This is a genomic window from Actinopolymorpha cephalotaxi, from assembly GCF_013408535.1.
Taxonomy (GTDB): Bacteria; Actinomycetota; Actinomycetes; order Propionibacteriales; family Actinopolymorphaceae; genus Actinopolymorpha; species Actinopolymorpha cephalotaxi.
The window spans coordinates 3,702,408-3,725,757 of the sequence record NZ_JACBZA010000001.1; the positions used below are offsets into that span (position 1 = coordinate 3,702,408).

24 protein-coding genes and 1 other RNA gene are annotated in these 23,350 nt (G+C 70.5%); 10 read left to right on the forward strand and 15 right to left on the reverse strand.

Annotated features, from left to right (window positions below; translation table 11 throughout):
- Positions 1-47: 47 nt before the first annotated feature.
- Positions 48-1,820 carry a sulfatase gene (locus FHR37_RS16295; protein WP_092879948.1) on the forward strand — a complete coding sequence of 591 codons (1,773 nt, stop codon included), beginning with the start codon at positions 48-50 and terminating at the stop codon, positions 1,818-1,820.
- 25 nt (positions 1,821-1,845) lie between these two features.
- Here the strand turns inward: FHR37_RS16295 and FHR37_RS16300 are convergent, their stop codons facing one another.
- The gene (locus FHR37_RS16300; protein ID WP_202817859.1) at positions 1,846-3,054 is read right to left on the reverse strand and encodes an esterase-like activity of phytase family protein; all 1,209 of its coding nucleotides are present in this window, start codon (positions 3,052-3,054) and stop codon (positions 1,846-1,848) included.
- Positions 3,055-3,405: 351 nt separating this feature from the next.
- Between FHR37_RS16300 and FHR37_RS16305 the strand changes: the two genes are divergently transcribed.
- Positions 3,406-4,053, forward strand: coding sequence for an HdeD family acid-resistance protein (locus FHR37_RS16305; protein ID WP_237768519.1), 648 nt, complete (start codon positions 3,406-3,408; stop codon positions 4,051-4,053).
- 48 nt (positions 4,054-4,101) lie between these two features.
- Here the strand turns inward: FHR37_RS16305 and FHR37_RS16310 are convergent, their stop codons facing one another.
- From FHR37_RS16310 to FHR37_RS16320, 3 genes are all read right to left on the reverse strand, one after another.
- Positions 4,102-4,545, reverse strand: a complete 444-nt coding sequence (locus FHR37_RS16310) for a hypothetical protein (RefSeq protein ID WP_202817860.1) — start codon at positions 4,543-4,545, stop codon at positions 4,102-4,104.
- Positions 4,546-4,582: 37 nt separating this feature from the next.
- Positions 4,583-5,218, reverse strand: a complete 636-nt coding sequence (locus FHR37_RS32535) for a DUF308 domain-containing protein (protein WP_175542295.1) — start codon at positions 5,216-5,218, stop codon at positions 4,583-4,585.
- A 318-nt stretch (positions 5,219-5,536) separates the two neighbouring features.
- Positions 5,537-5,683: a hypothetical protein gene (locus FHR37_RS16320; RefSeq protein ID WP_175542296.1), complete on the reverse strand. Its 147-nt coding sequence runs from the start codon at positions 5,681-5,683 to the stop codon at positions 5,537-5,539.
- 63 nt (positions 5,684-5,746) lie between these two features.
- On the opposite strand from FHR37_RS16320, the gene FHR37_RS16325 reads away from it, so the two are divergent.
- The 3 genes from FHR37_RS16325 to FHR37_RS16335 all read left to right on the forward strand — a co-directional run bounded on the left by FHR37_RS16325 (position 5,747) and on the right by FHR37_RS16335 (position 7,607).
- Positions 5,747-6,307, forward strand: a complete 561-nt coding sequence (locus FHR37_RS16325; RefSeq protein WP_092879956.1) for a flavodoxin domain-containing protein — start codon at positions 5,747-5,749, stop codon at positions 6,305-6,307.
- A 27-nt stretch (positions 6,308-6,334) separates the two neighbouring features.
- The gene (locus FHR37_RS16330; protein WP_092879959.1) at positions 6,335-6,856 is read left to right on the forward strand and encodes a flavodoxin domain-containing protein; all 522 of its coding nucleotides are present in this window, start codon (positions 6,335-6,337) and stop codon (positions 6,854-6,856) included.
- A 214-nt stretch (positions 6,857-7,070) separates the two neighbouring features.
- Positions 7,071-7,607, forward strand: a complete 537-nt coding sequence (locus tag FHR37_RS16335; protein WP_092879962.1) for a dihydrofolate reductase family protein — start codon at positions 7,071-7,073, stop codon at positions 7,605-7,607.
- Between the two features lie 57 nt (positions 7,608-7,664).
- On the opposite strand, the gene FHR37_RS16340 is transcribed toward FHR37_RS16335, so the two are convergent.
- Both FHR37_RS16340 and FHR37_RS31700 read right to left on the reverse strand, forming a co-directional pair.
- Positions 7,665-8,249, reverse strand: a complete 585-nt coding sequence (locus tag FHR37_RS16340; RefSeq protein WP_092879965.1) for a hypothetical protein — start codon at positions 8,247-8,249, stop codon at positions 7,665-7,667.
- A gap of 101 nt (positions 8,250-8,350) precedes the next feature.
- On the reverse strand, positions 8,351-10,492 hold the full coding sequence (locus tag FHR37_RS31700; RefSeq protein ID WP_330831744.1) for an HNH endonuclease signature motif containing protein: 2,142 nt from the start codon (positions 10,490-10,492) through the stop codon (positions 8,351-8,353).
- A 206-nt stretch (positions 10,493-10,698) separates the two neighbouring features.
- Between FHR37_RS31700 and FHR37_RS16350 the strand changes: the two genes are divergently transcribed.
- Positions 10,699-11,286: a TetR/AcrR family transcriptional regulator gene (locus FHR37_RS16350; protein WP_092880191.1), complete on the forward strand. Its 588-nt coding sequence runs from the start codon at positions 10,699-10,701 to the stop codon at positions 11,284-11,286.
- A 31-nt stretch (positions 11,287-11,317) separates the two neighbouring features.
- Here FHR37_RS16350 and FHR37_RS16355 read toward each other — a convergent pair whose 3' ends face one another.
- The 8 genes from FHR37_RS16355 to FHR37_RS16390 all read right to left on the reverse strand — a co-directional run bounded on the left by FHR37_RS16355 (position 11,318) and on the right by FHR37_RS16390 (position 17,690).
- Positions 11,318-12,013, reverse strand: a complete 696-nt coding sequence (locus FHR37_RS16355) for a DUF2306 domain-containing protein (RefSeq protein WP_092880194.1) — start codon at positions 12,011-12,013, stop codon at positions 11,318-11,320.
- Positions 12,014-12,066: 53 nt separating this feature from the next.
- On the reverse strand, positions 12,067-12,744 hold the full coding sequence (locus tag FHR37_RS16360) for a response regulator (RefSeq protein ID WP_092880197.1): 678 nt from the start codon (positions 12,742-12,744) through the stop codon (positions 12,067-12,069).
- On the reverse strand, positions 12,741-13,967 hold the full coding sequence (locus FHR37_RS16365) for a sensor histidine kinase (protein WP_175542302.1): 1,227 nt from the start codon (positions 13,965-13,967) through the stop codon (positions 12,741-12,743). Before FHR37_RS16365 ends, FHR37_RS16360 begins: the two co-directional genes overlap by 4 nt.
- Positions 13,968-14,454: 487 nt before the next feature.
- Entirely contained in the window at positions 14,455-14,694 is a 240-nt protein-coding gene (locus tag FHR37_RS16370) for a hypothetical protein (RefSeq protein ID WP_175542303.1), read from the reverse strand.
- Between the two features lie 160 nt (positions 14,695-14,854).
- Complete coding sequence (locus tag FHR37_RS16375; protein WP_092880203.1) at positions 14,855-15,184, reverse strand: nucleoside triphosphate pyrophosphohydrolase family protein; 330 nt, start codon at positions 15,182-15,184, stop codon at positions 14,855-14,857.
- Between the two features lie 136 nt (positions 15,185-15,320).
- Positions 15,321-15,779, reverse strand: a complete 459-nt coding sequence (locus FHR37_RS16380) for a hypothetical protein (protein WP_139238776.1) — start codon at positions 15,777-15,779, stop codon at positions 15,321-15,323.
- A 106-nt stretch (positions 15,780-15,885) separates the two neighbouring features.
- On the reverse strand, positions 15,886-16,281 hold the full coding sequence (locus tag FHR37_RS31705) for a (R)-mandelonitrile lyase (RefSeq protein ID WP_092880209.1): 396 nt from the start codon (positions 16,279-16,281) through the stop codon (positions 15,886-15,888).
- The gene (locus tag FHR37_RS16390) at positions 16,278-17,690 is read right to left on the reverse strand and encodes an MFS transporter (RefSeq protein ID WP_092880212.1); all 1,413 of its coding nucleotides are present in this window, start codon (positions 17,688-17,690) and stop codon (positions 16,278-16,280) included. The genes FHR37_RS31705 and FHR37_RS16390 overlap by 4 nt, the downstream gene beginning before the upstream one ends.
- A gap of 131 nt (positions 17,691-17,821) precedes the next feature.
- On the opposite strand from FHR37_RS16390, the gene FHR37_RS16395 reads away from it, so the two are divergent.
- The gene (locus FHR37_RS16395) at positions 17,822-18,481 is read left to right on the forward strand and encodes a TetR/AcrR family transcriptional regulator (protein WP_092880215.1); all 660 of its coding nucleotides are present in this window, start codon (positions 17,822-17,824) and stop codon (positions 18,479-18,481) included.
- Between the two features lie 77 nt (positions 18,482-18,558).
- On the opposite strand, the gene ssrA is transcribed toward FHR37_RS16395, so the two are convergent.
- Positions 18,559-18,929, reverse strand: a transfer-messenger RNA (tmRNA) gene (ssrA, locus tag FHR37_RS16400).
- Between the two features lie 234 nt (positions 18,930-19,163).
- On the opposite strand from ssrA, the gene FHR37_RS16405 reads away from it, so the two are divergent.
- The 3 genes from FHR37_RS16405 to FHR37_RS16415 all read left to right on the forward strand — a co-directional run bounded on the left by FHR37_RS16405 (position 19,164) and on the right by FHR37_RS16415 (position 23,340).
- On the forward strand, positions 19,164-20,099 hold the full coding sequence (locus FHR37_RS16405; protein ID WP_092880218.1) for a phosphatase PAP2 family protein: 936 nt from the start codon (positions 19,164-19,166) through the stop codon (positions 20,097-20,099).
- Positions 20,100-20,318: 219 nt separating this feature from the next.
- On the forward strand, positions 20,319-22,238 hold the full coding sequence (locus FHR37_RS16410; RefSeq protein ID WP_092880221.1) for an acyl-CoA dehydrogenase family protein: 1,920 nt from the start codon (positions 20,319-20,321) through the stop codon (positions 22,236-22,238).
- An 85-nt stretch (positions 22,239-22,323) separates the two neighbouring features.
- Positions 22,324-23,340 (forward strand): LacI family DNA-binding transcriptional regulator, encoded by a 1,017-nt coding sequence (locus FHR37_RS16415; protein ID WP_092880224.1) that lies wholly within the window; start codon positions 22,324-22,326, stop codon positions 23,338-23,340.
- Positions 23,341-23,350: the final 10 nt, after the last annotated feature.

Sequence of the window (23,350 nt, forward strand, 5' to 3'; positions counted from 1 at the left end):
CCGGCCGCGGCGGGCGTGTTGTCCGTGCCGGCTGGTAGGAAGGTCCGGTGAAGGCGATCCTGGTGCTCTTCGACACGCTCAACCGGCGCTTCCTGCCGCCCTACGGCAACGACTGGGTGCACGCGCCCAACTTCGCCCGGCTGGCGGACCGGTCCGCGACGTTCGACCGGTGCTACGGCGGGAGCATGCCGTGCATACCGGCCCGCCGCGAGCTGCACACCGGGCGCTACAACTTCCTGCACCGCGACTGGGGTCCGCTGGAGCCCTTCGACGACTCGATGCCGCAACTGCTGAGCGAGCACGGCGTCTACACCCATCTGACCAGCGACCACCAGCACTACTGGGAGGACGGCGGGGCGACCTACCACGGCCGCTACGACTCCTGGGAGTTCTTCCGCGGCCAGGAGGGCGACGCGTGGAAGGGGCAGGTCGCCGACCCGCACGTCCCCGACAGCCCCAAGATCGGCCGCGGCCCGACGTGGCGGCAGGACTGGATCAACCGCGAGCACCTGCGCCAGGAGGAGGACCACCCGCAGAGCCGCACCTTCGACGCGGGGATCGAGTTCCTCGACACCAACCACGCGCAGGACAACTGGTTCCTGCACCTGGAGACGTTCGACCCGCACGAGCCGTTCTTCACGTACAAGCAGTACAAGGATCTCTACCCGCACGCCTACGCCGGGCCGCACCACGACTGGCCCGACTACAAGCGGGTGACCGAACGGCCCGAGGTGGTCGAGCACGTGCGGTTCGAGTACGCCTCGCTGCTCAGCATGTGCGACCACTCGCTGGGCCGGGTGCTGGACGCGATGGACGCCCACGACCTGTGGTCGGACACGATGCTGATCGTGGCCACCGACCACGGCTTCCTGCTCGGCGAGCACGGCTGGTGGGGCAAGAACGCCCAGCCGTGGTACGACGAGAACATCCACAACCCCTTGTTCGTATGGGATCCGCGCGCACCGCACGCGGCCGGGCAGCGCCGGTCGAGCCTGGTGCAGACGATCGACATCGCGCCCACTCTGCTGGACCACTTCGGGGTGGAGCGCCCGCCGGACATGCACGGTGTGCCGCTGCGGGCGACCGTCGCCGACGACACACCGGTGCGGGAGGCAGGACTGTTCGGCACCTTCGGCGGCCACGTCAACCTCACCGACGGGCGTCACGTCTACATGCGGGCGTGTGCCGATCCGGCCAACGGCCCGTTGTACGCCTACACCCTGATGCCCACGCACATGCGCGAGCGCTTCGGCGTCGACGAGCTGCGCGACGCGGAGCTCGGCCCGCCGTTCGGGTTCACCAAGGGCTGCCCGGTGCTCCGTGTGCCCGGCCAGCCGCTGGCCAACACCCACCTGCACGGCTCGATGCTGTTCGACCTCGACAACGACCCGCACCAGGACGACCCGCTGGTCGACGACGAGGTGGAGACCCGGCTGGCCGGGCTGATGGTGGAGCTGATGCGGGCGGAGGAGGCGCCGCCGGAACAGTTCACCCGACTGGGCCTGCCGCTCACCGGCGACGTCGGGCCGGAGCACCTGCTGCTGCGCCGCCAGCGTGAGCAGGTGCGGAGGGCGACGACGCCGCTGCCGGACCCGGAGGAGTTCCCCGCGGGGCAGCACACGCTCACCACCCCGGTGGCCGAGCTGCTGGCCGACCCGGACACGGTGGCCTCGATGGAGTCGGCCGTGCCGGGTCTGCTGGACAACCCGAGGGTCGCCACCCTCGGACACCTCTCGCTGCGCGAGCTCGCCGCGGTGGCTCCCGGCGTACTCGACAGCGAACGCCTGCGGCGGCTGGCGCACGCGCTGGCGGCGAGCTGACCGCCCGCGGTCGGCGGTCCCGCGGTCAGCGCACGGCGAGCGCGACCACCTGGGTCACCTGGCTGGGGTTGTAGTTGTCGTCGGACACGAACACCAGCGTGCGTTCCCCACTGGGCAGTCGTGGCCCCCAGGCCATGCCCTCCAGGTTGTCCACGTGCGGGAGGCCGGCGTCGGCGAAGTCCGCGAAGTCGGCCACCAGGCGCTTGCGCACCGGCCGGTAACCGCCGTCGGCGAGGCTCTTCCGCCGTAGCACGTTCGACGCGCCACGGTCGTCGATCTCGTACAGCCGGATGCTGTTGCCCACGCCGGAGGCGTAGGAGCGTTCCAGGACGAGGTAGTGGTGCCGGTCGACCGCCAGCAGTTCGCTGACGCCGTTGTCGGCCGACGCGGTGGGCGGGTTCGGCGCCACCGGGATCGGGTCGAGGGGGTACGCCAGCTGGCGGAACGGCCGGCCGGTCCGCTTGTCGTACCACGTCAGCCGGGTGAGGGCGCCGTGGTCGACGGTCGGTAGCGGGCCGTCCTGGTAGAGCGGACCCTCCATCGACGTCACCAGCCGGCGGCCGTCGGTGGTGAGGGTCATTCCCTCGAACGTCGCGTTCGCCCGTGGCCCGACCTCGTCGGCGTGCATCGCGAGATCGGCCGGCCCGGCGAACTGGCGTACGAACTCACCGGCCGGCCTCGCCTGCCGGATCCACGGGTCGATCAGCGCGGGCGCGGACCCGTCGGTGGGCACCACCCGTTTGCCCTCGCTGGTCCAGTACAGGCTGTGGTCGCGGGGGTCGACGCGGATCGACTCCGGGTCGGCCACCTCGGGGTCGGGGGTGGCGAACGGCGGGAAGGTCGAGCCGTCGGTGCGTTCCAGCGCGGTGGCGCCGGTGAACCGGATCTCCCCCACTCCGGCGCCGGACACCTCGAACCTGGCGGTGAACCAGCGCGCCGGGCCTTCCTCGGAGTCGTCGGACAGGAGGTACCACTCACCGGTACGCGGGTCGCGGTCGATGCCGGAGAGCTCGCCGACGGACAGGCCGCCGACGACCAGCCCCTTCGGCACGGTCCGCACCCCGAGCAGGCGTGGCGTACCGACTGCCGGGTCGTGGCGGCCGGCAGCCGTGGGACGCGGTGCGGCGTTCGGCGCGGAGTTCGGTGCGGCGGCGGCGGAGCCGGTGGTGAGCGCGGCACCGAGCATCGGCGCGACCAACGCGGCGGACAGGACGAGTGCGGTGGACCTACCCATGCGCCCCATCCAACTCGATCGGTCCCGCTCCGACCATTCGCGACACAGGCGGACGGCGGAAGTTGGCCAGGAGTTCGCCCGGGGTACGCGCCGGCACCACGCGAGCCGTGAGCTTCACCCGATCAGGATGAGCCGCGGACAGATCGTGGGAGACATCGTTCACCTGTACGCCGGACCGGCGTGCGAAGCGGAAGGCCGTCCAGGTGTGCCACGGCACAGCCGGACCCGAACCAAGGGGTGGAGATGTCAGGCGAATCCCCAGAGACGCCCCAGCGCCCCCAGCGCGGGGCTCCCACGGCACAGGGCGCGCAGATTCCCGAACAGACACCGCAAGGAACCCGAGCTGAGGACATGGGCACCCGGGAGGCCCGGGAGGCCCGGATGGGCGAGGCGCCGGCGATGGAAGTGGCGGAGTCGGTCAGCAGGCTGTGGTGGCTCTACCTCGCCGTCGGCGTGCTGTGGACGTTGTACGGCATGTTCGTGCTCAGCCTGCGCCCGGCGGCGATCGCGACGCTGGCCATCCTCGTCGGCATCGCGTTCATCCTCGGCGGGATCTCGCAGTTCATGCACGCCTCACGCGCGGACAACTGGCGCTGGCTGTGGATCGTGGGCGGCGTCCTCGGCATCGCGGCCGGGGTGGCGACCTTCGTGTGGCCGGGAAAGACGCTGTTCGTCCTCTCGGTGTTCGTGGCGTGGTACCTCGTGCTGAGCGGGATCTTCACCCTCGTCGCCAGCCTGGCCTCGGTCGGGCGGCGCATGTGGTGGGCGGGGCTCATCCTCGGCGCTCTGGAGATCGTGCTGGGCATGTGGGCGATCAGCTCGCCCGGTCGCGAGGTGCTGCTCCTGGTCAACCTGGTCGGGATCGGCATGATCCTGTACGGCGTGACGGAGATCTTCGCGGCGTTCAGCGTCCGCAAGCTCCCCGAACTCGTCGGCGAGGCCCAGGCCGCCCGTGGCCGGGGCCGCATTCCCGGGCAGGGCAGGTCGGCGCCCGCCTGAGCCCGAGCCTGCCGACCCGCGCCGCGGAGCCTGGTCCTGCACTGGACGTCAGTGCAGGACCAGGCTCTTCACGCCGACGATGGCCAGCCCCAGCACGAGGTTGACGAACGCCGACAACACGATCACCGAGCGGCCCGCGCCGGCCCGGACGGTGGCGACCACCGCCCAGAGCACCCCGCCGGCGACCGCGACCGCGAGCGCCAGCCAGCTGGTCAGGTTCGCCGGCCAGCCCAGCAGGGCGCCCGCGAAGGCCGGCACCGACGGCGGGAACGCCGCCTGCACGATCGGCCACTCGTGCCTGGCGACCGCCCGGACGCGTGCCATCGGCAGGTCGGGCTGGTCGGTGCTGCCCATGAGGCGCGCGTAGACGTGCGCCAGCCAGAACACCACCCCGGTGGCGAGGACGGCGATGCCGAGGTCCAGCGGGGCCACCGGGTGGTCGCCTGCCCCGGCGCCGGCCACGACCGAGCCGGCGAGCAGGGAGCCGTACACCGCGCCGGTGTAGTCGGCACGCGGCGTACGAGCCGGTTCAGCCTCCTGCCGCGGCGCCACGGCCGGCCCGGCCCCGGTCCCGGCCGGCGGGCCGGTCGGTCGCCGTCTGCCGTACCTGGAACGCCTGCACGATGGTCAGCGCGCCGAGGACGACCGCGTAGCCGCCGAGGACGGTCGCGGCCACCGTGAGGGACGCCTCGGGGTACGACAGGACCGCGATGCTCGCCCCGATCCCCAGCAGGCCGCCCAGCATGGCCGGGCCGCGCCCGGGCCGGGCCCGGCCGACGAACTCCGACAGGGCCGCGATCACCCCCGCCACCAGCCAGAACAACCCGGCCATCAGACCGAGCATGGCCACGGTGCCGCGGACGCCACCGACGCCTCGGACCAGCAGGACCCCCACGACCAGGGCCTCGATGCCGAGCAGCGCCACCAGGACCCGGCGGCCGCCGTCCACGTCGGGCGCCGCCATCGCCCGCAGCAGGTGGCACAGGCCGTACAGCAGGATCTGGGCGCCGAGCAGGACGCCGATCATCCTCGTGGTGGGGCTCGGCCAGGCGTCCGGACTCACGTGCGGCCAGGCGACCACCGCGGCGCCGAGCAGGACACTCGTACAGCCGAGGAAGAGGACGGCGCCCCAGCTGTCCCCCAGGGCGACCAGGACGGTGGCCACGCCGCGACTCGTCCCGCGACCGGTTCTGGGACTGGGTCCGCGACTGGTTCGACTGTGCCGCGGACCGGATCGCCCGCCCTCGCCCGGCCGGGGCGATCGAGCCTCCGGCGCCGGGGCGGTCACCTCCGGCGGCTCCAGGGCCTGCGGGGGTTCCAGAGTCTGCGGCGGTTCCGGGGGCGGCAGCGGTTCCCCCGTCGGCAGGGCTTCCTGCGTCGGCAGGGCTTCCGGAGCCGGTGGCGAGCCGTTGGGGGCGGAGCCGGCGGCGCTCGGGTCGGACGGCATCACTGCGCTCCCCTCGGCCGGGCCGTGCCGGACTGGTCACTGGTCCCGCATCAGCAGGCTGACCAGTGCGGTCCGCTCCGACACCACCCGCCGGGGATGAACCCGCCCCGTCCGGGTCGTGCCCTGGCGGGCCGCCGACGGGACCTCCGCCCCTGTCCCGGTCGTACGGGCGCGGGATCCCATGGTCGAAGGCGCCGAGGTACGAGGGTGTGCCGGGCGCCGCGTGAGTGACCTGCGGGGAGGTGCATGGTGACGACGCGCGTGCTCGTGGCGTACGCGACAAGGAACCGCGCGACCGCCGGCATCGCCGAGCGGATCGGCGCGGACCTGATCTCGGCCGGGCTGGACGTGCAGGTCGCCCCGGCGAAGGCGGTGCACACCGTCAGGGGGTACGACGCCTGCGTGCTCGGCAGCGCGATCTACGCCGGGCGCTGGGAACACGACGCCCGCGAGTTCGCCGACCGGTTCGGGGACGACCTGGCCGGCCATCCGGTGTGGGTGTTCAGCAGCGGCCCACTGGACCGGTCGGCGGAGGAACGCGACATCCCGCCGGTGGACACGGCCCGGGCCGCGGCGGAGAAGGTGCACGCCCGCGGCCACCGGACGTTCGGCGGCCGGCTGCGCGAGGACGCGCGCGGGTTCTTCGGCCTGGCCCGGCGGATGGGGCGCCGCGGGGCCGCCGACTACCGGGACGAGCAGGCGATCGACTCGTGGGCACACGAGCTCGCCCGCGAACTCGGCGCGGACGGGTCGCCGACCGACGGGTCACCGACCGGACGGCCGCCGTCCGGCGAGCCTTCCTCCTGACCGGCTCGGCGACAGGGGATTCGCACCATGGCTGTGGTCCTGATGGCGTACGCGAGCAGAAACGGCTCGACCCGCGGCATCGCCGAGCGCATCGCGGCAAGTCTGGACGAGTACGGCAACCAGGTCGAGGTGCACCAGGTGGGCCGGGCGCCCGATGCCGACGGATACGACGCGGCGGTGCTCGGGTGCGGGTTGTACGGCGGCGCCTGGCCGACCGAGGCCCAGGCGTACGTACGACGTAACACGGCTGCGCTCGTCCGGCGGCCGGTGTGGTTGTTCAGCGTGGGTCTCGGCCCGGCCGCGGCGGAGCAGGGCTTCCGGTTCGCCGGCATGCTCGCGGGCGAGGCACCCAAGGTGGTCGGGCAGTTCAGGGACACGATCGGTCCGCGTGACCACCACGTCTTCGCCGGCGCGATCGAGCCGGGGCATCTGTCGCGGGCCGGCCGGGTGCTCTACCGGGGCATCCGCGGGAAGTACGGCGACTTCCGCGACTGGAAGGACGTCGACGCCTGGTCGGACACCATCGCCCGGCAGCTCGCCGACGACTAGCCCGGCAACCGGCTCACGACCGGCCGAGCCGCCGGCGCCGCGTGCACCGCGCGCCCCGGCGCCCTTCCTGAAACTCCCCGACCCGGGTGGCGAGCCGTCCCGAGCCTGTCCGATCGGCGACGCATGAGGAGCGCACCGATGAGTTACGGTCGCGAGCGCAGTCGTCCAGGCAGCAGGTCCATGCCGAAGGTCCACGCCAATCCGAGGAGTTGAAGTGCGCAAGGTCGTCGTGTACGAACTGTTGTCCCTCGACGGAGTCGCGGAGAGTCCCGACGACTTCATCACCACCTGGGACGACGAGATGGACGCCAACCTCGCCGCGGTGATCAAGGGGCAGGACTCGGTCGTTCTCGGCCGGCGCAGCTACGAGGTGTGGGCCGGGTTCTGGCCGGACAGCGACATCGAGCCGTTCGCGACGTTCATCAACGGAGTCGAGAAGTACGTCGCCACCTCCACCCCGCTCGATCGGGACTGGGCCAACTCGAACGTGATCGACGGCGACCTGGTCGAGTTCGTACGGAAGCTGAAGAACCAGCCCGGTGCCGAGATCGGCGTACACGCGAGCATCTCGGTCGCCCGGGCACTGCTGGCCTCGGGCGTCGTCGACGAGCTCAGGCTGGTGATCGCACCGGCGATCGCGGGCAGCGGGCAGCGGCTTCTCGAAGGCCTGCCGGCGATTCGGCTCGAGTCGATCGAGAGCACGACCTCACCGAGCGGAAGTCTGCTCGTCCGCTACCAGGTCATCGGGTAGGCGAGCAGCCCGTCGCCGAACGCACCGCCCGGAGCCGCGCGGAGCCGCCCAGAGCCGTCAGGCACCAGGGCGCGCCTGACCGGTCAACGGCCGGCTTCGCGCGGTGCGTTCGGCGAGGTGGGCGAGGTTGAGCAGTTCGGCCCGCATCATCACCAGGTCGCCCCAACCCAGCAGGGACTGGCGTAGCCGTGCGGCGGGGTGTCGTGCGGGTGGCAGGACGAGCTTTGCCACCAGCCGGGTCTTGTCCTGCCCCGGCGACGCGTGCGGGTCCGGTCTCACCGTGTACGTGATCGCCAGCTCGCCGAACGCGCGGCGTCCTGCCCGGTCGGTCAGCAGCAGCGTGAGGTGCTGGTCGTAGGTGAACTCGGCCAGGGTGAAGATCCGCACGAATCGCTGGCCGACCTCGAGGTGTTCGGCCCCGGGCGTGAGCTGACGTGGGCTCCGCCGGCCGCGGTTGTCCACCAGGTCGTAGCTGTAGGGCGCAACCTTCAGTTGACACAGCCAGCGAAAGACCGTGGGTACGTCGGCGCGTGCCGTCACAGCCCGGAAATACGCAGTCGTAGGACCGTCGAAGTACTCGTCGCATGGGTACTCCGCGACCATCTCCTCCGGCCGGGCACCCCACACCTGCGGCAACCTCATGTCGTCTCCTCCAACATTCGGAACCGTTTTGGAGAGCGTACTCCAAAACAGATGTCACTTTGGAGGGATGTCTCCAAAACACTCGCCGACCGGGACTGATCTCAGAACGGCGGTAGGTCGTCCTCGGCCGACCGTGCGCCGGCGGGGGCGGCGGAGGCGGTAGGGGTGGCAGTTTCCGGATCGGCTGGTTCCGGGTCGGTGAGGGAGGGTGCTCCGCTGTGGTACTTCCGGCCGAACGGGTCGGTCAGGGTGTGCTCTCCTGGCCCGGCCTGCTTCAGCTTCCAGTCCCGTTCGGTTTTCGCCTTGTGGTGGCGCGGGCACAGCGGCGCGATGTTGTCCACGGAGGTTTCTCCGCCGTCGGCGTACTCGGTGTTGTGGTCGAGGTGGCAGGTCGCGGCGGGTCTGCGGCAGGTGGTCCACACACAGCGCTGGTCGCGGGCATGGACGAGCTCTGCCTGCAGTCCGCGCAGGAACCTCGCCGGTATCGGATGCAGGTGCAGTAACCGTCCGGTGACCGGATGGGTCACCCCGACGCTGAAGCGGGCTTCGGGGTTGTCGAGGTGGTTCGCCACGATCCGGCGAGCCACCTCGGTGATGATCGGTCCGACTCCGCCGAGTTCCCCGGGACGGGTGGACAGTCCCATGAGCGTGGTCAACGGCATGTTCAGCTGGATCTTCGAGCGCGTTCGTATCGGACCCCAGCTCGGCTGCGAAGAGGTCCACGGCGGTGGCGGTGTGGAGTTGCCTGTCGGCGGATCAGGCCGGCCCGGCGGATCAGGTGGATCCGGTGGGTCGGGGTTACCCGGCGGCTCGGCGGTGCGGGCGGCGGCCTCGTGGGCGGCGGTGTCGTGGGCGGCGGTGTCGTGGACTCGGACGCCGTTCGTCGCGGCCGCACCACACACGGTGCAGCTGGCCACCGGTGCCGGAGAACAGTTCCCACACTCACACCAGCTGTCGTGCAGGTCGTGGTCGGGGAACCGGTGCACAGCACAGTGCCCCTCCCTACCCTGGTCAGTGTCGCCCCGCGCCAGCTCGGTTTCGGTCTCGGTCTCGGGCTTGGGCTCGGGCTCGGGCTCGGGCTCGGGCTCGGTCTGGCTTTGCGCCCGCTCGGTCTCCTCCTGCGCCGGCGCGTTCGCCCTCGCGGGCCGTATGTCGTCTTGGGCCGGCGGCTCGTCTTCGACCTGCTCGGTGTCCACCTGCTCGGTGTCGACCTGCTCGCCGTCGGCCCACTCCTGTGGAAAGTCGCTTTCTGCAGGCCGCTGCCCAAAGTCGTCCTGCTCGAGGTCGTCCTGCTCGAGGTCGTCCTGCTCGAGGTCGTCCTGCTCAAGGTCGTCCTGCTCAGACTCGCCTTGCGCCGCTGTGTTCTGTGCCGCCGGCTTCGTCTGCGTACTCTCGCCCTGGTCGGGGGTGGCTGTGGGGGCGGAGCAGTCAACGAGGTCGGCGGCACCGCTGAGCAGGGAGAAGGCGACGTCCGCGCGTAGTTGGCTCAGCTTGCGCGGGTCACCGGCGGACTTCACCGCGCGGGCGATCGCGTCGATGTAGCCGTACGCCTCCGCGGCCTGGTCAGCGGACAGGCCACGGATCGCCAGGTCGGCGACACCGTCCACGGCGGGCCAGATCGCGACGTTCCGCCCCGTCCGTGCTTCCCGGTGCCGCTTGCCAGCAGCCTCGGGATCGGCTTTCACGACCTCCGCCTCCACCTTCGCCCGCAACAATCCGCCCCGAAGTTCGAGCACCTTGGGGAAGATCGCGTCCTCGATCGCATCCCACAGGTCTGGTTTGGCGTCGGTGATCCGGTCCACGATCGCCCGCACGTCGGGCAGCTCCAGCCCGCCGGACGCCAGCGCCGCACGCACACGCGGCAGACGGGGCAGGGTGAGGGCCAGCGCCAAATACCAGCTGGCGTGGTAGCCCGACCACCGCAGCAAAGGTTCCAGGACGGCCTGGGTCATCGGGTCCATCTCGGCACTGCGCTGCGCCGGCTCGTCGGGCATACCGGGGTAGGCGTAGGCCAGCTCGTTCACCTCCGACAGACACTCGGCCTCCGCCCAGCCGATCAACCGCCGCCACGCCCTGGCCCGCTCCTCCACCTCAAACCCGTTACACACCCCGCGATCCACCGAAGCCAGCAACACCGCAAGCCGCGGCCCACCCGCCACATCAGCAAACCCGGCAGGCAGCACCCGGCGACGACCCGGACCATCGCCCAGGTCGCCGCCACAGTACTCACTGCCGTCGCTCACGTGTTCGAGTTTACCGGGCAAGATCGGCTCAGGCGTGCGGGAAACCCCTTACCCACAAGACGAATCAAGGTAGATCTCAAGCTACGCGCACGGCCGACCCAAGCGGTCGTTCGTACAACCAAAGTCTTCCCGTCGTCGGCTTGCCCAGAAATCGGTGTCCTCACCGTCCCGCGTCACCAGACGGCCGCCGCTCCTACACTCACCCCATGGGAAGACCACCACGGCACGACGTCGACGGGTTGCTGGACGCCGCGGCCACCCTGGTCGCCGACGCGGGCCCGCGCGCGGTCACGGTGGCGGCGGTCGCCCGCGCGGCCGGAGCGCCCAGCGGCTCGGTCTACCACCGCTTCCCGGGCCGTCCGGCGCTGCTCGCGGCGCTGTGGTTGCGTTCCCTGGAAAGGTTCCAGGCGGGTTTCCTGGTCGCGGTCGAGCAGGACACCCCACTCACTGCCGCGCGGTCCGCCGCTCGCCACATCGTCGCCTGGAGCCGGGCGAATCCCGCCGATGCGACGATCCTGCTGTACGCCGCCGACGACTTCGACGCGCCGGAGTGGCCCGAGGAGGACCGCGAGCGGCACCGCCGCGGCAACCGCCGGGTGGCCCGCGCCGTCGGTGAGATCGGCCGTGGACTCGGCCGGACCTCCGACCGCGACAAGGAGTTGCTACGGATGGCGATCGTGGATCTGCCGTACTCCGTCGTACGCCGGTACTACCGCTCCGGGCAGCGAATCCCCCGCCACGCCGAGGATCTCGCCGCCGAGTGCGCCGCCACCCTGCTGCAGGCCTCGTCCTGACGCCGCCCGAATATCGGGCCGGAATCCGCCGTCAATCGGCCACTCCCGGCGTGCGGACCAGCGTGTCCGGCCGGGGCATGCCCGCGCCCGATCGGCGCCGTCTGATGAGGACTTCCACCACGAGGAGATTGACGATCCAGCCGAGAGCCTGGCCGACAGGGATGGTGCCCGAGGCCTTGTCCGCGATGGAGCCCGCGCCGGTGCTGAAGGGGATCTGGGCAATGAGCAGCAGCGGGACGAGGACGCGTGAGGTGACGGCGAGGAACGTGAGGGCGTAGTTGCGCATCATCCAGTTCCGATGGCCGCGGTAGTCGCCGTGGCGAACCGCACGGTAGGCGAGCGCGCCGGTGACGAGCCAGAGGACGGCGGGGACGGTCAGGCCGATCTGGGTGACGATGCGACCGGACAGCAGGGCCACGGGTACGGCGGCGAGCGCCGAGGGAAGAACTCCGGCGAGCAGGTAGCCGCGGCCGATCGTGCGATGGACCCGTCTGCGTGCCCGGATGGCGGGCACGAACTGGAGCGGGCCCAGGACGAGGGCGACGAGCGCGGTGAAGATGTGCGCGACAAGGAGGGCGTAGTGGCCCTCGCCGTAGACGTCCAGGCGGCTGTTGTCGATGTCCAGGAGCAGGTAGGGGCTGACGAGCACCGCGCCGAAGACGACGGCGACGACGAACGTCAACCACGCCTTGCGGGCCTTTCCCGGCCTGGCCGGCTCACCGGTCATGTGTTCCCCTTGGTCAGCGAAGACTTGGCCCGTTGGGGCGTCGTACGGCGGTGTCAGTTGTCGTGGTTCCAGCCCGCTGTGACCAGTCCGGTCTCGTACGCGAAGATCACCAGCTGCGCCCGGCTGCGCAGGTCCAGCTTGGTCATGGCGCGGCTGACATGGCTGCGCACCGTGGCTTCGCTCAGGAACAGGTGACCCGCGATCGCTTCGTTGTCCATACCGCGGGCGACCAGGATCGCCACCTCACGCTCCCGGTCGGTGAGCTCGTCACCGCGGTAGCCATGGTCGGGACGGGGTGGCCTGGACCGTCGGGCGTACTCCGCGATGAGCCGGCGGGTCACACTGGGAGACAGGATCGAGTCGCCGGCGGCCGCGACGCGCACAGCATCGACCAGGTCCTGCGGTCTGCTGTGCTTGAGCAGGAAGCCGCACGCCCCGGACCTCAGCGCCTCGAAGACGTACTCGTCCAGCTCGAACGTGGTGAGGATGATGATCCTCACGTGGGCCGTGGCCGGGTCCGCGGTGAGCGCCCTGGTGGCCTCGAGGCCGTCGAGCCCGGGCATCCGGATGTCCATCAGGACGACGTCCGGGTCGGTGGCGCGGACCTGCTCGAGCGCCTCCGTTCCGTCGCCGGCCTCGCCGACGATCGCGATGTCGCCCTCCCCGTCGAGGATGGCGGCGAACCCGCCCCGTACGAGTGGCTGGTCGTCGACCAACAGGACACGGGTCACGAGCGCTCCATCCTCAGCGGGAGTTCGGCGAGCACCGACCAGGCGAACCCGTCGGCAGGGCCTGCTTTCAGCGTGCCCGCAAGGGTTTCGAGACGGGCCCGCATGCCTGCGATCCCGTGGCCGCCTCGCGGCAGGCGCGCGGACGGGGGAAGCTGTGGGCCGGCATTGTCGACCCGTACGGTGAGCAGATCCGTGCCGTAGTCGATCCGAACCCAGGTCGGGACCGGGCCGGCGTGCTTGAGGACGTTCGTCAGGGCCTCCAGCACCACCCGGCTGGCAGCCAGATCGTGCGGGGCGGGAGCTCTCCGTGGGGTGCCCGTCACCTCGACCCGTACGTCGAGGCCCCCTGCGCGCGCGGCGGAAACCAGGCTCTCGGGCTCGCCGAGTGAGGGCGCAGGGGCGTGGGTGAGGCGCTCGTCCGGGTCATGCAGGCTGTCGAGGAACGCCTGTACGTCCTCCAGAGCCTGGCGACTCGCCTGCTGCACGGTCCGCAGCGCGTCGGCGACTCCGTCGCGCTGCGTCGCGTGGAGATGCAGGCCGGCGTTGGACTGGATGTTGATCAACGACAGCTGGTGGCCAAGGACGTCGTGAACTTCCCCGGCCAGCCGCAGCCGCTGCTCGACGGCTTCGCGGCGAGCCTGGTCCGCCTGCGCCGCGATCGTCATCAGCAGGCGCTGGTGCCGGGCCCGGGCGAGTTCCTGGCGGTGCCGGAGCAACTCGCCGACCGCAAGCAGGAAGGCCAGCCAGGCCGCCAGTCCGGTGGTGGAAACCAGGGACGAGGAGGCGGCGCCGGACAGCACGACGACGCCCAGTCGGGTGAGCAGAGTGCCCACCACGACGGCGTACGCCGCGAGCCTGGCGCCGTTGATCGTGGCGCTGATCACCGCCACGATCAACGGCCCGTAGACCGGCCCGTCGGGGAATCCGCCGAGCAGGTAGGCCCAGGTAACGGCCACGCATCCCGCGAGCACGAGCGTCGGTTGTCGCCGTCGCCACCACAGCAGGGCAGGGCCGGCGAGCAGAAGCAGGGTCCCGGGTCCGCCGAGCACTCCCGAGGTGCCGTTGTGGGCTGCCACCGCGAGCACGCCGCCGACGTTCGTCACCAGCGGGCCCAGAACGAGGAGAGCGTCAAGGCCGCGTTGCGCCGCTGTGTCGTCGCGGTCGTCGCGGTCGTCGCGGTCGTCGTGGGTGGAGACCGAAGCCTCCGCGCGCACTGGTGCCATCGTCGCCTCCTCCGGATCGGTACCCATGCTCACCCGAATCGGCCCCGTGCGCGTCATCCCTGAGCTGAACCGGTCCTACATCAGCGGGATGAGGGACAGGCGTACGGACGCAACGCTCGCGCGCCGCCGACGTCCACCACTGCCCCGCCGAGCGCGGCCGGGTGGGGCCGGGCCTGGGCCACGAGGTGCGCGGTTGTGGAGAGGACGTCGCAACTTCGAACCGATGAGCGGCCACGAACCCGCCAGGCACGCTGGAGCGGCGGTTCGATCCCGTCCGCAGCCACTTCCTCGCCACCGCAGAAGGAGGCTGTGACGTGACAGTCCAGACACCGCGCGACGATCACCGACCGTTGGATTCGGCGCAGTCATCCCCACGCACCTGGGCAACCTGGACCGCGATCGGCCGTACCCACGGCCGGCACCAGCTGCTCCTGATCGCCACCTGCGCAGCCCTGGTCCTGGCCGCCATCGGTGACGAAGCTCCCGGCTATGACGGGCCCGGCCCGTTCATCGACCTCGCGCTCGCCGTGATGGTGGCGCTGGTCTGGTGGCGGTTCGTCCCGCTGGTCGTCGTCGCGGCGAGCGCGTTCTTCCTTGTCGGAGGACTCGCCTCCCCCGGATTCGTGTCCCGGCTGATCCAGCCGGACCGCGCCCTCGACTTCGCCGCCGGCTGGCTACAGATGCTCAGCTTCGCCGCCGCCGCCGGCTGCGCCGCGGCCTCGGTCATGTACGCCCGTCGCACACCTCCGCCGCGCAGCTGGCGATGCTGCTGTCGCCGGCCGTACGCCGGCACCTGGCGCGTCCGCAGGTGCAGGCACCACCCGCTCCCGACACGGTGTGATCAACCGCTGCGTGATCAGCCGCGGCGTGGCCACACCGAGCAGCGCTCAGCGGTTGTCGCCACTACCACCCAGGACGCCGCGGTCCTGGCGGCTGGCCAGCTTGGCGAGGTTGCCCGTCGCGATGTCGTCGAGCGACAGGTCGAGGTAGTCGGCGAGCACCGCGACGTACCACAGCACGTCGCCGAGTTCCTTGGCGATGTGGTCACGGTCGATCCGCGACTCGTCGCTGTCGAGGTCGCGTACCCACTTCTTGAACTTCTCGGCGATCTCGCCCGACTCACCGACCAGTCCGAGCACCAGGTGGAGAAGCTCGTTCTTCTTGTCCCGCGGCGCGGCGGTACGCAGAGCGCCGCGCTGGTACTCGTCCAGATCCATGGCGGACCAGTATGGACCGGAACTCCCGTACGGGCATGCGAACTGCTTTGCACTCTGGGTGCTCGTCGAGCAGGTGCTCGTCGTCGCCCGGCGTGGCAGGTTGTTGGGGTCGCGCCGGGGTCAGACTGAACGTCCATCAAGGGCGCTTTCTCGGCGGCTGGGGGATTATGGCGTTGGGGTCGGCGCCGAGGGTGAGGAGCCGCTCACGGAGTTCGCTGTGTTCCCTCGGTGTCAGCGCCATCCACAGGCCAGTTCCTGTGTCGCTCGCGCTGTAGATCTGCTTGCCGGACTCAGCCCAGCCCTCCGCATTGATTGTGAACGGTGACAGGGCCACCACCAGGTCGAACTGGTCGTCATCGCCGACATTGACCTCGATGCCTGTGTCACTGGTGTGATGAAGTTCGGCAAGGTCGAGCAGGGCGCGGAGGGCGTCTTGCGCCTGCTGAGGCCACGGACTGTCGGAGATGGCGTCTATCCAGACGCGCCGAAGCCCTCCGCGCACGACGCGCAGGCCTTCCTGGTGAGCGGCGATCGCGGTGGCCTCATCGGCGTCGTCGTCAAGAGCGAACGCGGACCGATCGGCCGACATTGCCACGGCGCCTCCCTGAGCAGGGTCCTTGACTCGATTCTGGCGGATGAACGTATGGGCGTCGCTGAAGCGGCAAGGCCGCTCTCGCGATGCCGCGCCCGGATTGCCGGCCTCAGGCGCCGTACTCCTCGTCCGTGACGTGCTCCAGCCAGGTCACGACCTGTCCGTTCTCGTCGGCCTCCTGCATGGCGATGTGTGCCATGTACCGATCGGGGGTCGCACCGTGCCAGTGTTCCTCGCCCGGCTCGATGTAGACGACATCGCCGGGTCGGATCTCCTGCACGCCGCCTTCGCGGGTGGCGACCAGGCCGATTCCGTCGGTGACGTAGAGGGTCTGGCCCTTGGGGTGGTGGTGCCACGCGGTGCGCGCGCCCGGGGAGAACCGCACGTGCGCGCAGCCGATCGCCGTCTGCTGATCGGGGGTTCGGACGCTATCGACCTGGACGGTGCCGGTGAACTGCGCCTGCGGTCCGGCTGCCGTCTTACCGCCGCTTCGGGTGTACTTCACAGGGAATCTCCTTTGGTTGTTGACCTTCGTGACGTCTGGTGCCGCGGCAGCCGGCTGCCGGCGATCGCGGTGACCAGCAGCACTGCCGCGGCGAGCAGCAGGCTGTCGCGCAGGCCGTTCATGAAGGACGCGCTGTTCGCGAGCAGTGCGCCGAACACCGCCACCGCCATGGCTCCGCCGAGCTGGCGACTGGTGTTGAAGACACCGCTGGCCACACCGGTCGTTCGTGGTGGCACGTGATTGAGCAGGACCGCCGTCATCGGCGGCATGGTGAGCGGCCCGCCCATTCCGACCAGCACCATCACGAGCGACAGCACTGCGAGGGGCGTCGAGGCAGGCAGCAAGGCGAAGACGCCGAGGCCGACGGTCATGGCCAGCAACCCGAGGCAGACCGGCAGACGAGCGCCGAAGCGTTCCACGATCCGAGCCGAGAACGGTGTCAGTATCAGACCGATCACCATCATCGGCGCGAAGACGAGACCGGTCCCCAAGGACGTCAGTCCGCGGGGGCCCTGCAGGTAGAGGCTGACCATGAACGGCAGACCGTAGTAGCCGACCATGAACGCGAATCCGGTGCCGAGTGCGATGCGGAAGGTCCGTGAGCCGAACAGGGTGAGCGGGACCATGGGGTGCTTCACCCGGGACTGCGACACCACGAACGAGGCAACGCCGAGGACCGCGACGGCGAACGCGGCCAGGACCAAGGGGTCGGTCAGCCCCGCCGCACCCGCTTCGATGGCCCCGAACGTCAAAGCCGCCATCGCCACGACAGCGGCGCCCTGGCCGATCCAGTCGAACGGCACAGCGTGTCGTCTGGAGTGCTCCGTGCGGCGCAACAGCCAGAGGGCCAGTACGCCCGCAGGAACGTTGATGTAGAAGATCAGCCGCCAGTCGACCAGCGTCAGGATTCCGCCGAGCAGCGGGCCCGAGCTCGACGCGACGGCTCCACCCAGCGCCCAGATGCCGACGGCGCGCCCGCGGCGCAGCTTGTCGTCGTACGCCTGACTGATCAGCGTCAGAGACGCCGGCATGAGAATGGCCGCGGCCGTCCCCTGCACGAACCGCGCCACGATCAGCAGGCCAAGGGTGGGCGCCGCTCCGCAAGCGACCGACGCGAGGACGAAGAGGCCGATCCCCAGCCCGAAGGACCGGCGTGCGCCGATGCGATCCGCCAAGGACCCGGAGGACAGCAGCAGAGTGGCGAACATCAGGGTGTAGCCGTCCACCACCCACTGCAGACCCGAGATGCCGCCACCCAGACCCGTGCGAATCGAGGGAAGCGCGACATTGACCACCACCGCGTCGAGGGTGACGACGAAGAAACCGAGCACGGCTGCCGCCAAGGCAAAACCGGAGTTGCGCTGACGGGTCCGAGCCGCGGTGTCGTCGATGGTCGCTGTCACCTCCATCGTGCTGCTCCTTCTGTCGCGCGACGCTGCCCTGGGGCCCGGAACCACATCCGGATATGACCTATCCACTTGTGCTCACGATAGCCAGCTAAGCGGATATCGTCAATCCGTTTAGCTGGTACGCTGACCGCGTGACCGAGGCCAAGGAACGCCCGCTGCGCAGGGACGCCGCGCTCAACCGTGAGCGACTCCTTGCCGCCGCCCGGGAACTCTTCGCCTCGCGGGGACTCGACGTCACCCTCAACGACATCGCTCACCACGCCGGCGTCGGCGTCGGAACCGCCTACCGCCGCTTCGCGAACAAGGAAGAGATCATCGACGCCCTCTTCGAGGACGGGCTGCGCGACATCGCGGAGGCGGCCAACGAGGCACTGGAGAACCCGGACGCCTGGGCCGGCCTGGTCACGTTCCTGGAGCGCTCGCTGCACATGCAGTTCGGCGACCGCGGGCTCAACCAGATCATGAACGACGCCGCCCTTGGTCTTGACCGCGTCAGCGACGCCCGCGACCGCATCGCCCCACTGATTCACCAATTGGTCGAGCGCGCGAAGGGCCAAGGTGTGGTACGTCCCGATCTCGACCAGTCGGACCTGATCTTCGTCCAGCTCGGGCTGTCCGCGATCATGGAGAGCAGCCGAGGGATCGAGCCTGAGCTCTACACCCGCTATCTCGCCCTGTTCCTGGACGGCATCCGGACCGACCGTTCGTCGTTCCTGCCGCTACCGACCCGCGCGCCCACAGCCGACGAGACGCACATGGCAATGACCCGGAAGCGACGTCCGGGCCAGTAGCCGAGCCTCGGCTCGCCATTCACTCGCGGGCATGCGAAAGCCCCTGGCCAGAGGGCTCTGGCCAGGGGCTTTGCTGTTGGTGGAGGTGGCGGGAATCGAACCCGCGTCCTTCGTCGATGTTTCAGGGCTTCTCCGGGCGCATCCTGTTAGACGTTCTACTCGGCCCCGGCGCTCTCACAGGCAAGTCGCCGACGGGCCCAGCCACCGTTCATTTTCCCGTACGGCCCAGTGGCCGGTCCGTACAGGTGAGCCCTCTTGATGAGATCAGATCCCGGGCCGAAGGCACTCCCGGGTTGACCCTTCGTCAGCTCGCCTCAGGCGGCGAGAGCGAAGTTAGTGCGCTTGGAATCGGCACTTATTGGTTTCCAGGGATCGTTAACGAGACAACCCTGGGTCCTCGGCCCGCTTCCCCTGAAGCGATCGCACGAAGTCGAAACCGTTCACCCCCATGTTGAGTTGTCAAGGTTGTACCGCTGCGCCGGATCGGGCGTACCCGACCGACCCGCACCACTGTACTGCCCAACGCCCGCGTAGGTCATCCGCATTCCACAGGGAGCGCCGGCCGCCCGTTATGTGAGACATGCCCGGGTCGACGCGGCGTTGAACGAGCGCCGTCCGCCCGTCGGGGATGAGGCCACCGGGAAGCGACCGGGCACCCAGGGTGAGCGGTTACCGTGATCGCATGCCGAGCCGCTCCCGTGGAGTCACCGCGTCCTGGCTGTTCTCCCTGACCGTCGCGTTCGTCGTCGCCCTGGCGGCCGTGTGGTGGATCTTCGTCCGCACCCACCACGGCCAGTTGCTGGACTCGGTGGCGCTCGCGGGCAACGTCGTCGGCCAGACCCACGTGCACACGCTGGTAACCCGCGTGCTGGACGTGGTCTCGGTGGCGTCCCTCGCGGCCGCGACCCTGCTGATCGGGTTCATCGCGCTGGCCAGACGCCGGGTACTGCTCGCGCTGGTGGCCACCCTCGTGGTCGCCGGCGCCAACCTCACCACCCAGGTGCTCAAGCACGTGGTGATCCATCGCCCCGACCTCGGCGTCAAGGGCGAGACGGCGGCCGGGCTGAACAGCCTGCCGAGCGGGCACACCACGGTCGCCGCGTCGGTGGCTGTCGCGTTCGTCCTGGTGCTGCCGCCCGCCCTGCGCGGCACGGCCGCCGTGCTCGGCGCCGGCTACTCCGCGCTGACGGCGGTGGCCACGCTGTCCGCCGGGTGGCACCGGCCCAGCGACGCCGTGGCGGCCCTGTTGATCGTCGGCGGCTGGGCGGCAGGTGGCGGGTTCTGCCTGGTACTCGCCCAGTCCAGGTTCGCCCGGGCCACCACCCGTGAGGCGCATCCGTACGCCGTCTCCCTGCTCGCGGTGGCCGGCGTGGCCCTGGTGGCCGGCGGCATCTTCGCCGTGGCAGTCGCCGACCCCGGGCTGCACGCGAACATCGACGGGCTGACCCGGCGGCGGCTTTTCGTGGCGTACGCCGGAAGTGCGGCCGCCATCAGCGGCACCGCCTGCCTGGTGATGGCGCTGACCCTGGCGACCGTGCACCGCGTCGTGCCCCGGATGGACCGGCGTCCCCTACCGCCCCGGCCACCGAGCCGGGAGTGGACGTCAACCGGCGCCTGACAGCCGGCCGGCGGCTCCGCACCGCACTCGCCGCTCGGTCACTTCGGGTGGTTTTCCCTGTGTACACAGGCTTTGTGGACCGTACGCGACCGGGGCCAACCGCTGTCAACGTCACCTTTCGGACCACTCACCCAAGCTGTCGGTCCCTTTTCCGGTTCCCCTGGCACGCCTCTTACTGGCGAGTAACACTGGCCGGTAGTACCGGCGAAAGGGTGAGCCATGAGCCAGACCGGCCGCGTCACCGAAGTGGAAGCTCGCGCTGTCGCCGAGGCGGCCCGCGAGGCTTCCTGGGTCAAGCCGAGCTTCGCCAAGGACCTCTACCTCGGGCAGCTCCGCCTCGACCTGATCCATCCCGCCCCACGTCCTCCCGCCGACAAGATCCTCCGCGGCCGGGAGTTCCTGGCCCGCCTGCGTGCCTACTGCGAGACGCTGGACGGCCAGGTCATCGAACGCGAGTCCCGCATCCCCGACGAGTACGCCAAGGGCTTCGCCGCCCTGGGCGCGTTCGGGATGAAGATCCCGCAGGAGTACGGCGGCCTCGGCCTGTCGATGGCCGACTACGGCGCCGGCCTGATGCTGGCCAGCTCGGTCCACCCGAGCATCGGCGCGCTGCTGTCGGCGCACCAGTCGATCGGCGTGCCCGAACCGGTGAAGATGTTCGGCACCGAGGAGCAGAAGCGGGAGTACCTCCCCCGCTGTGCCCGCGGTGCGATCAGCGCGTTCCTGCTCACCGAACCCGACGTCGGCTCCGACCCGGCCCGGCTGGCGATGGCGGCCGTGCCGAGCGCGGACGGCTCGGAGTACGTCCTGGACGGCGTGAAGCTGTGGACGACGAACGGTGTCGTCGCCGAACTCGTGGTGGTGATGGCGCGGGTGCCGCGCTCGGAAGGCCACCGCGGCGGCATCACCGCGTTCGTGGTCGAGGCGAACAGCCCCGGCATCACGGTCGAGAACCGCAACGCCTTCATGGGCCTGCGGGGCATCGAGAACGGCGTCACCCGCTTCCACCAGGTCCGGGTCCCGGCGGCCAACCGGCTCGCCGAGGAGGGCATGGGCCTGAAGATCGCGCTGACGACGCTGAACGCCGGCCGGCTGTCGATCCCCGCTATGTGCGCGGGCGCGGGCAAGTGGGCGCTGAAGATCGCCCGCGAGTGGTCCGCCGAACGCGAACAGTGGGGTCGCCCGATCGGCCGGCACGCGGCCATCGCGCACAAGATCTCCTTCATCGCGGCCACGTCGTTCGCGCTGGAGAGCATCCTCGAACTGTCCGCCGGCATGGCCGACGAGGGGACGCTCGACATCCGGCTGGAGGCGGCGCTGGCCAAGCTGTACGCCAGCGAGAAGTCCTGGCAGATGATCGACGAGCTCGTCCAGATCCGGGGCGGCCGCGGCTACGAGAGCGCGGAGTCACTCGCAGCGCGCGGTGAGCGGGCCGCGCCGGTGGAGCAGATGATGCGGGACATGCGGATCAACCGCATCTTCGAGGGCTCGACCGAGATCATGCACCTGATGATCGCCCGCGAGGCGGTCGACACCCACCTGCAGGCCGCCGGTGCGCTGGCCGACGTGCAGGCCGACACCGGCGCGAAGGCGCGGGCAGCGGCCAGGGCGAGCGGCTTCTACGGCCGCTGGCTGCCGCGGCTGGTCACCGGCAAGGGACACCGGCCGTCGTCGTACGCGGAGTTCGGCGACCTGGCGCCACACCTGCGGTTCGTGGAGCGTGCCTCGCGCAAGCTGGCCCGCAACACCTTCTACGGCATGGCGCGCTGGCAGGCCAAACTCGAACAGCGGCAGGGATTCCTCGCCCGGGTGGTCGACATCGGTGCGGAGCTGTTCGCCATGACCGCGGCCTGCGTACGCGCGGAGCGGCTGCGGCAGGAGGACCCCGAGCGGGGCGAGGCGGCCTACGAACTGGCAGAGGCGTTCTGCGTCCAGGCGCGGACGCGGATCCGGGAGCTGTTCCGCCGGCTGTGGATCAACTCCGACGACAGCGACGACGCCCTGGCCAGGCAGATCCTGGCCGGCCGCTACACCTGGGTGGAGGACGGCGTACTCCACCTCTACCCCGACGGCCCGTGGATCGCCGGCTCCGCCGACGGCCCCTCGCAGAAGGAGAACCTCGCCCGCCGGATGATCTGACGCGGGCGGGCACGCAGACGCGGGGCGCTCTCTCCGACCGGGACGGACGGGAGCGCTCTGCTGTGTCCTACGCTGAACCACCACCATGGCCACGATCTACGACGTCGCTCGCCACGCGGGCGTCTCCGCGTCCACCGTCTCCCGGGTGCTCAACGGCAAGCAGACCGTCGACGCACAACTGGCCGACCGGGTGCGTTCCGCCGCGACCGAGCTCGACTACCGGCCCAACGCGCTCGCCCGCAGCCTGCGCCGCAGCCAGACCCACCTGTGGGCGGTGCTCGTCTCCGACATCAACAACCCGTTCTTCACCGCGCTGGTACGCGGGGTCGAGGACGTCGCCCAGCAGGCGAGGTACTCCGTGGTGCTCTGCAACAGCGACGAGAGCCCGGCCAAGGAGGCCGACTACATCGCCGCGATCCTGGCCGAGCAGATGGCCGGAGTGATTGTCTCGCCGACCAACCAGCCCGGTCACCTGACCCGGCTGGTGTCGGCCGGTGTCCCGATCGTGGCGATCGACCGGCGGGCGGAGGAGGTCGAGGTGGACACGGTGACGGTGGACAACACCAGCGCCGCCGAACTCGCCACCGCCCACCTGCTCGAGGAGGGCTTCACCCGGGTGGCCTGCATCACCGGACCACGTGGCGTCAGCACCGCCGAGGAACGCCTGGCGGGTTACCGCCGCGCGCTGCGGGCGGCCGGCCGGAAGCCGGATCCACGGCTGGTACGCCACACCGACTTCCGCGAGCAGGGCGGGTACGCCGCCATGGGCGAGCTCCTCGACCACACGCCGCGCCCGGACGCGGTGTTCGCCACCAACAACCTGCTCACCGTCGGGGCGCTGGCGTGCCTGGTGGACCGTGGCCTGCGGGTGCCCGCCGACGTGGGAATCTTCGGGTTCGACGACGTGCCGTGCGCGACGCTGATCCGGCCGCCGCTGTCCACGATCACCCAGCCCACGTACGAGATCGGGCGCACCGCCGCCGACCTGTTGCTCCGCCGGGTGGAGGATCCGTCCCGGCCGCCGTCGGTGACCGTGCTGCCCACCGAGCTGCACGTACGGGCGAGTTCGCTGCGGTCGCGTACGGTGACAAGCGCCGGTTGACAGCGGCCCG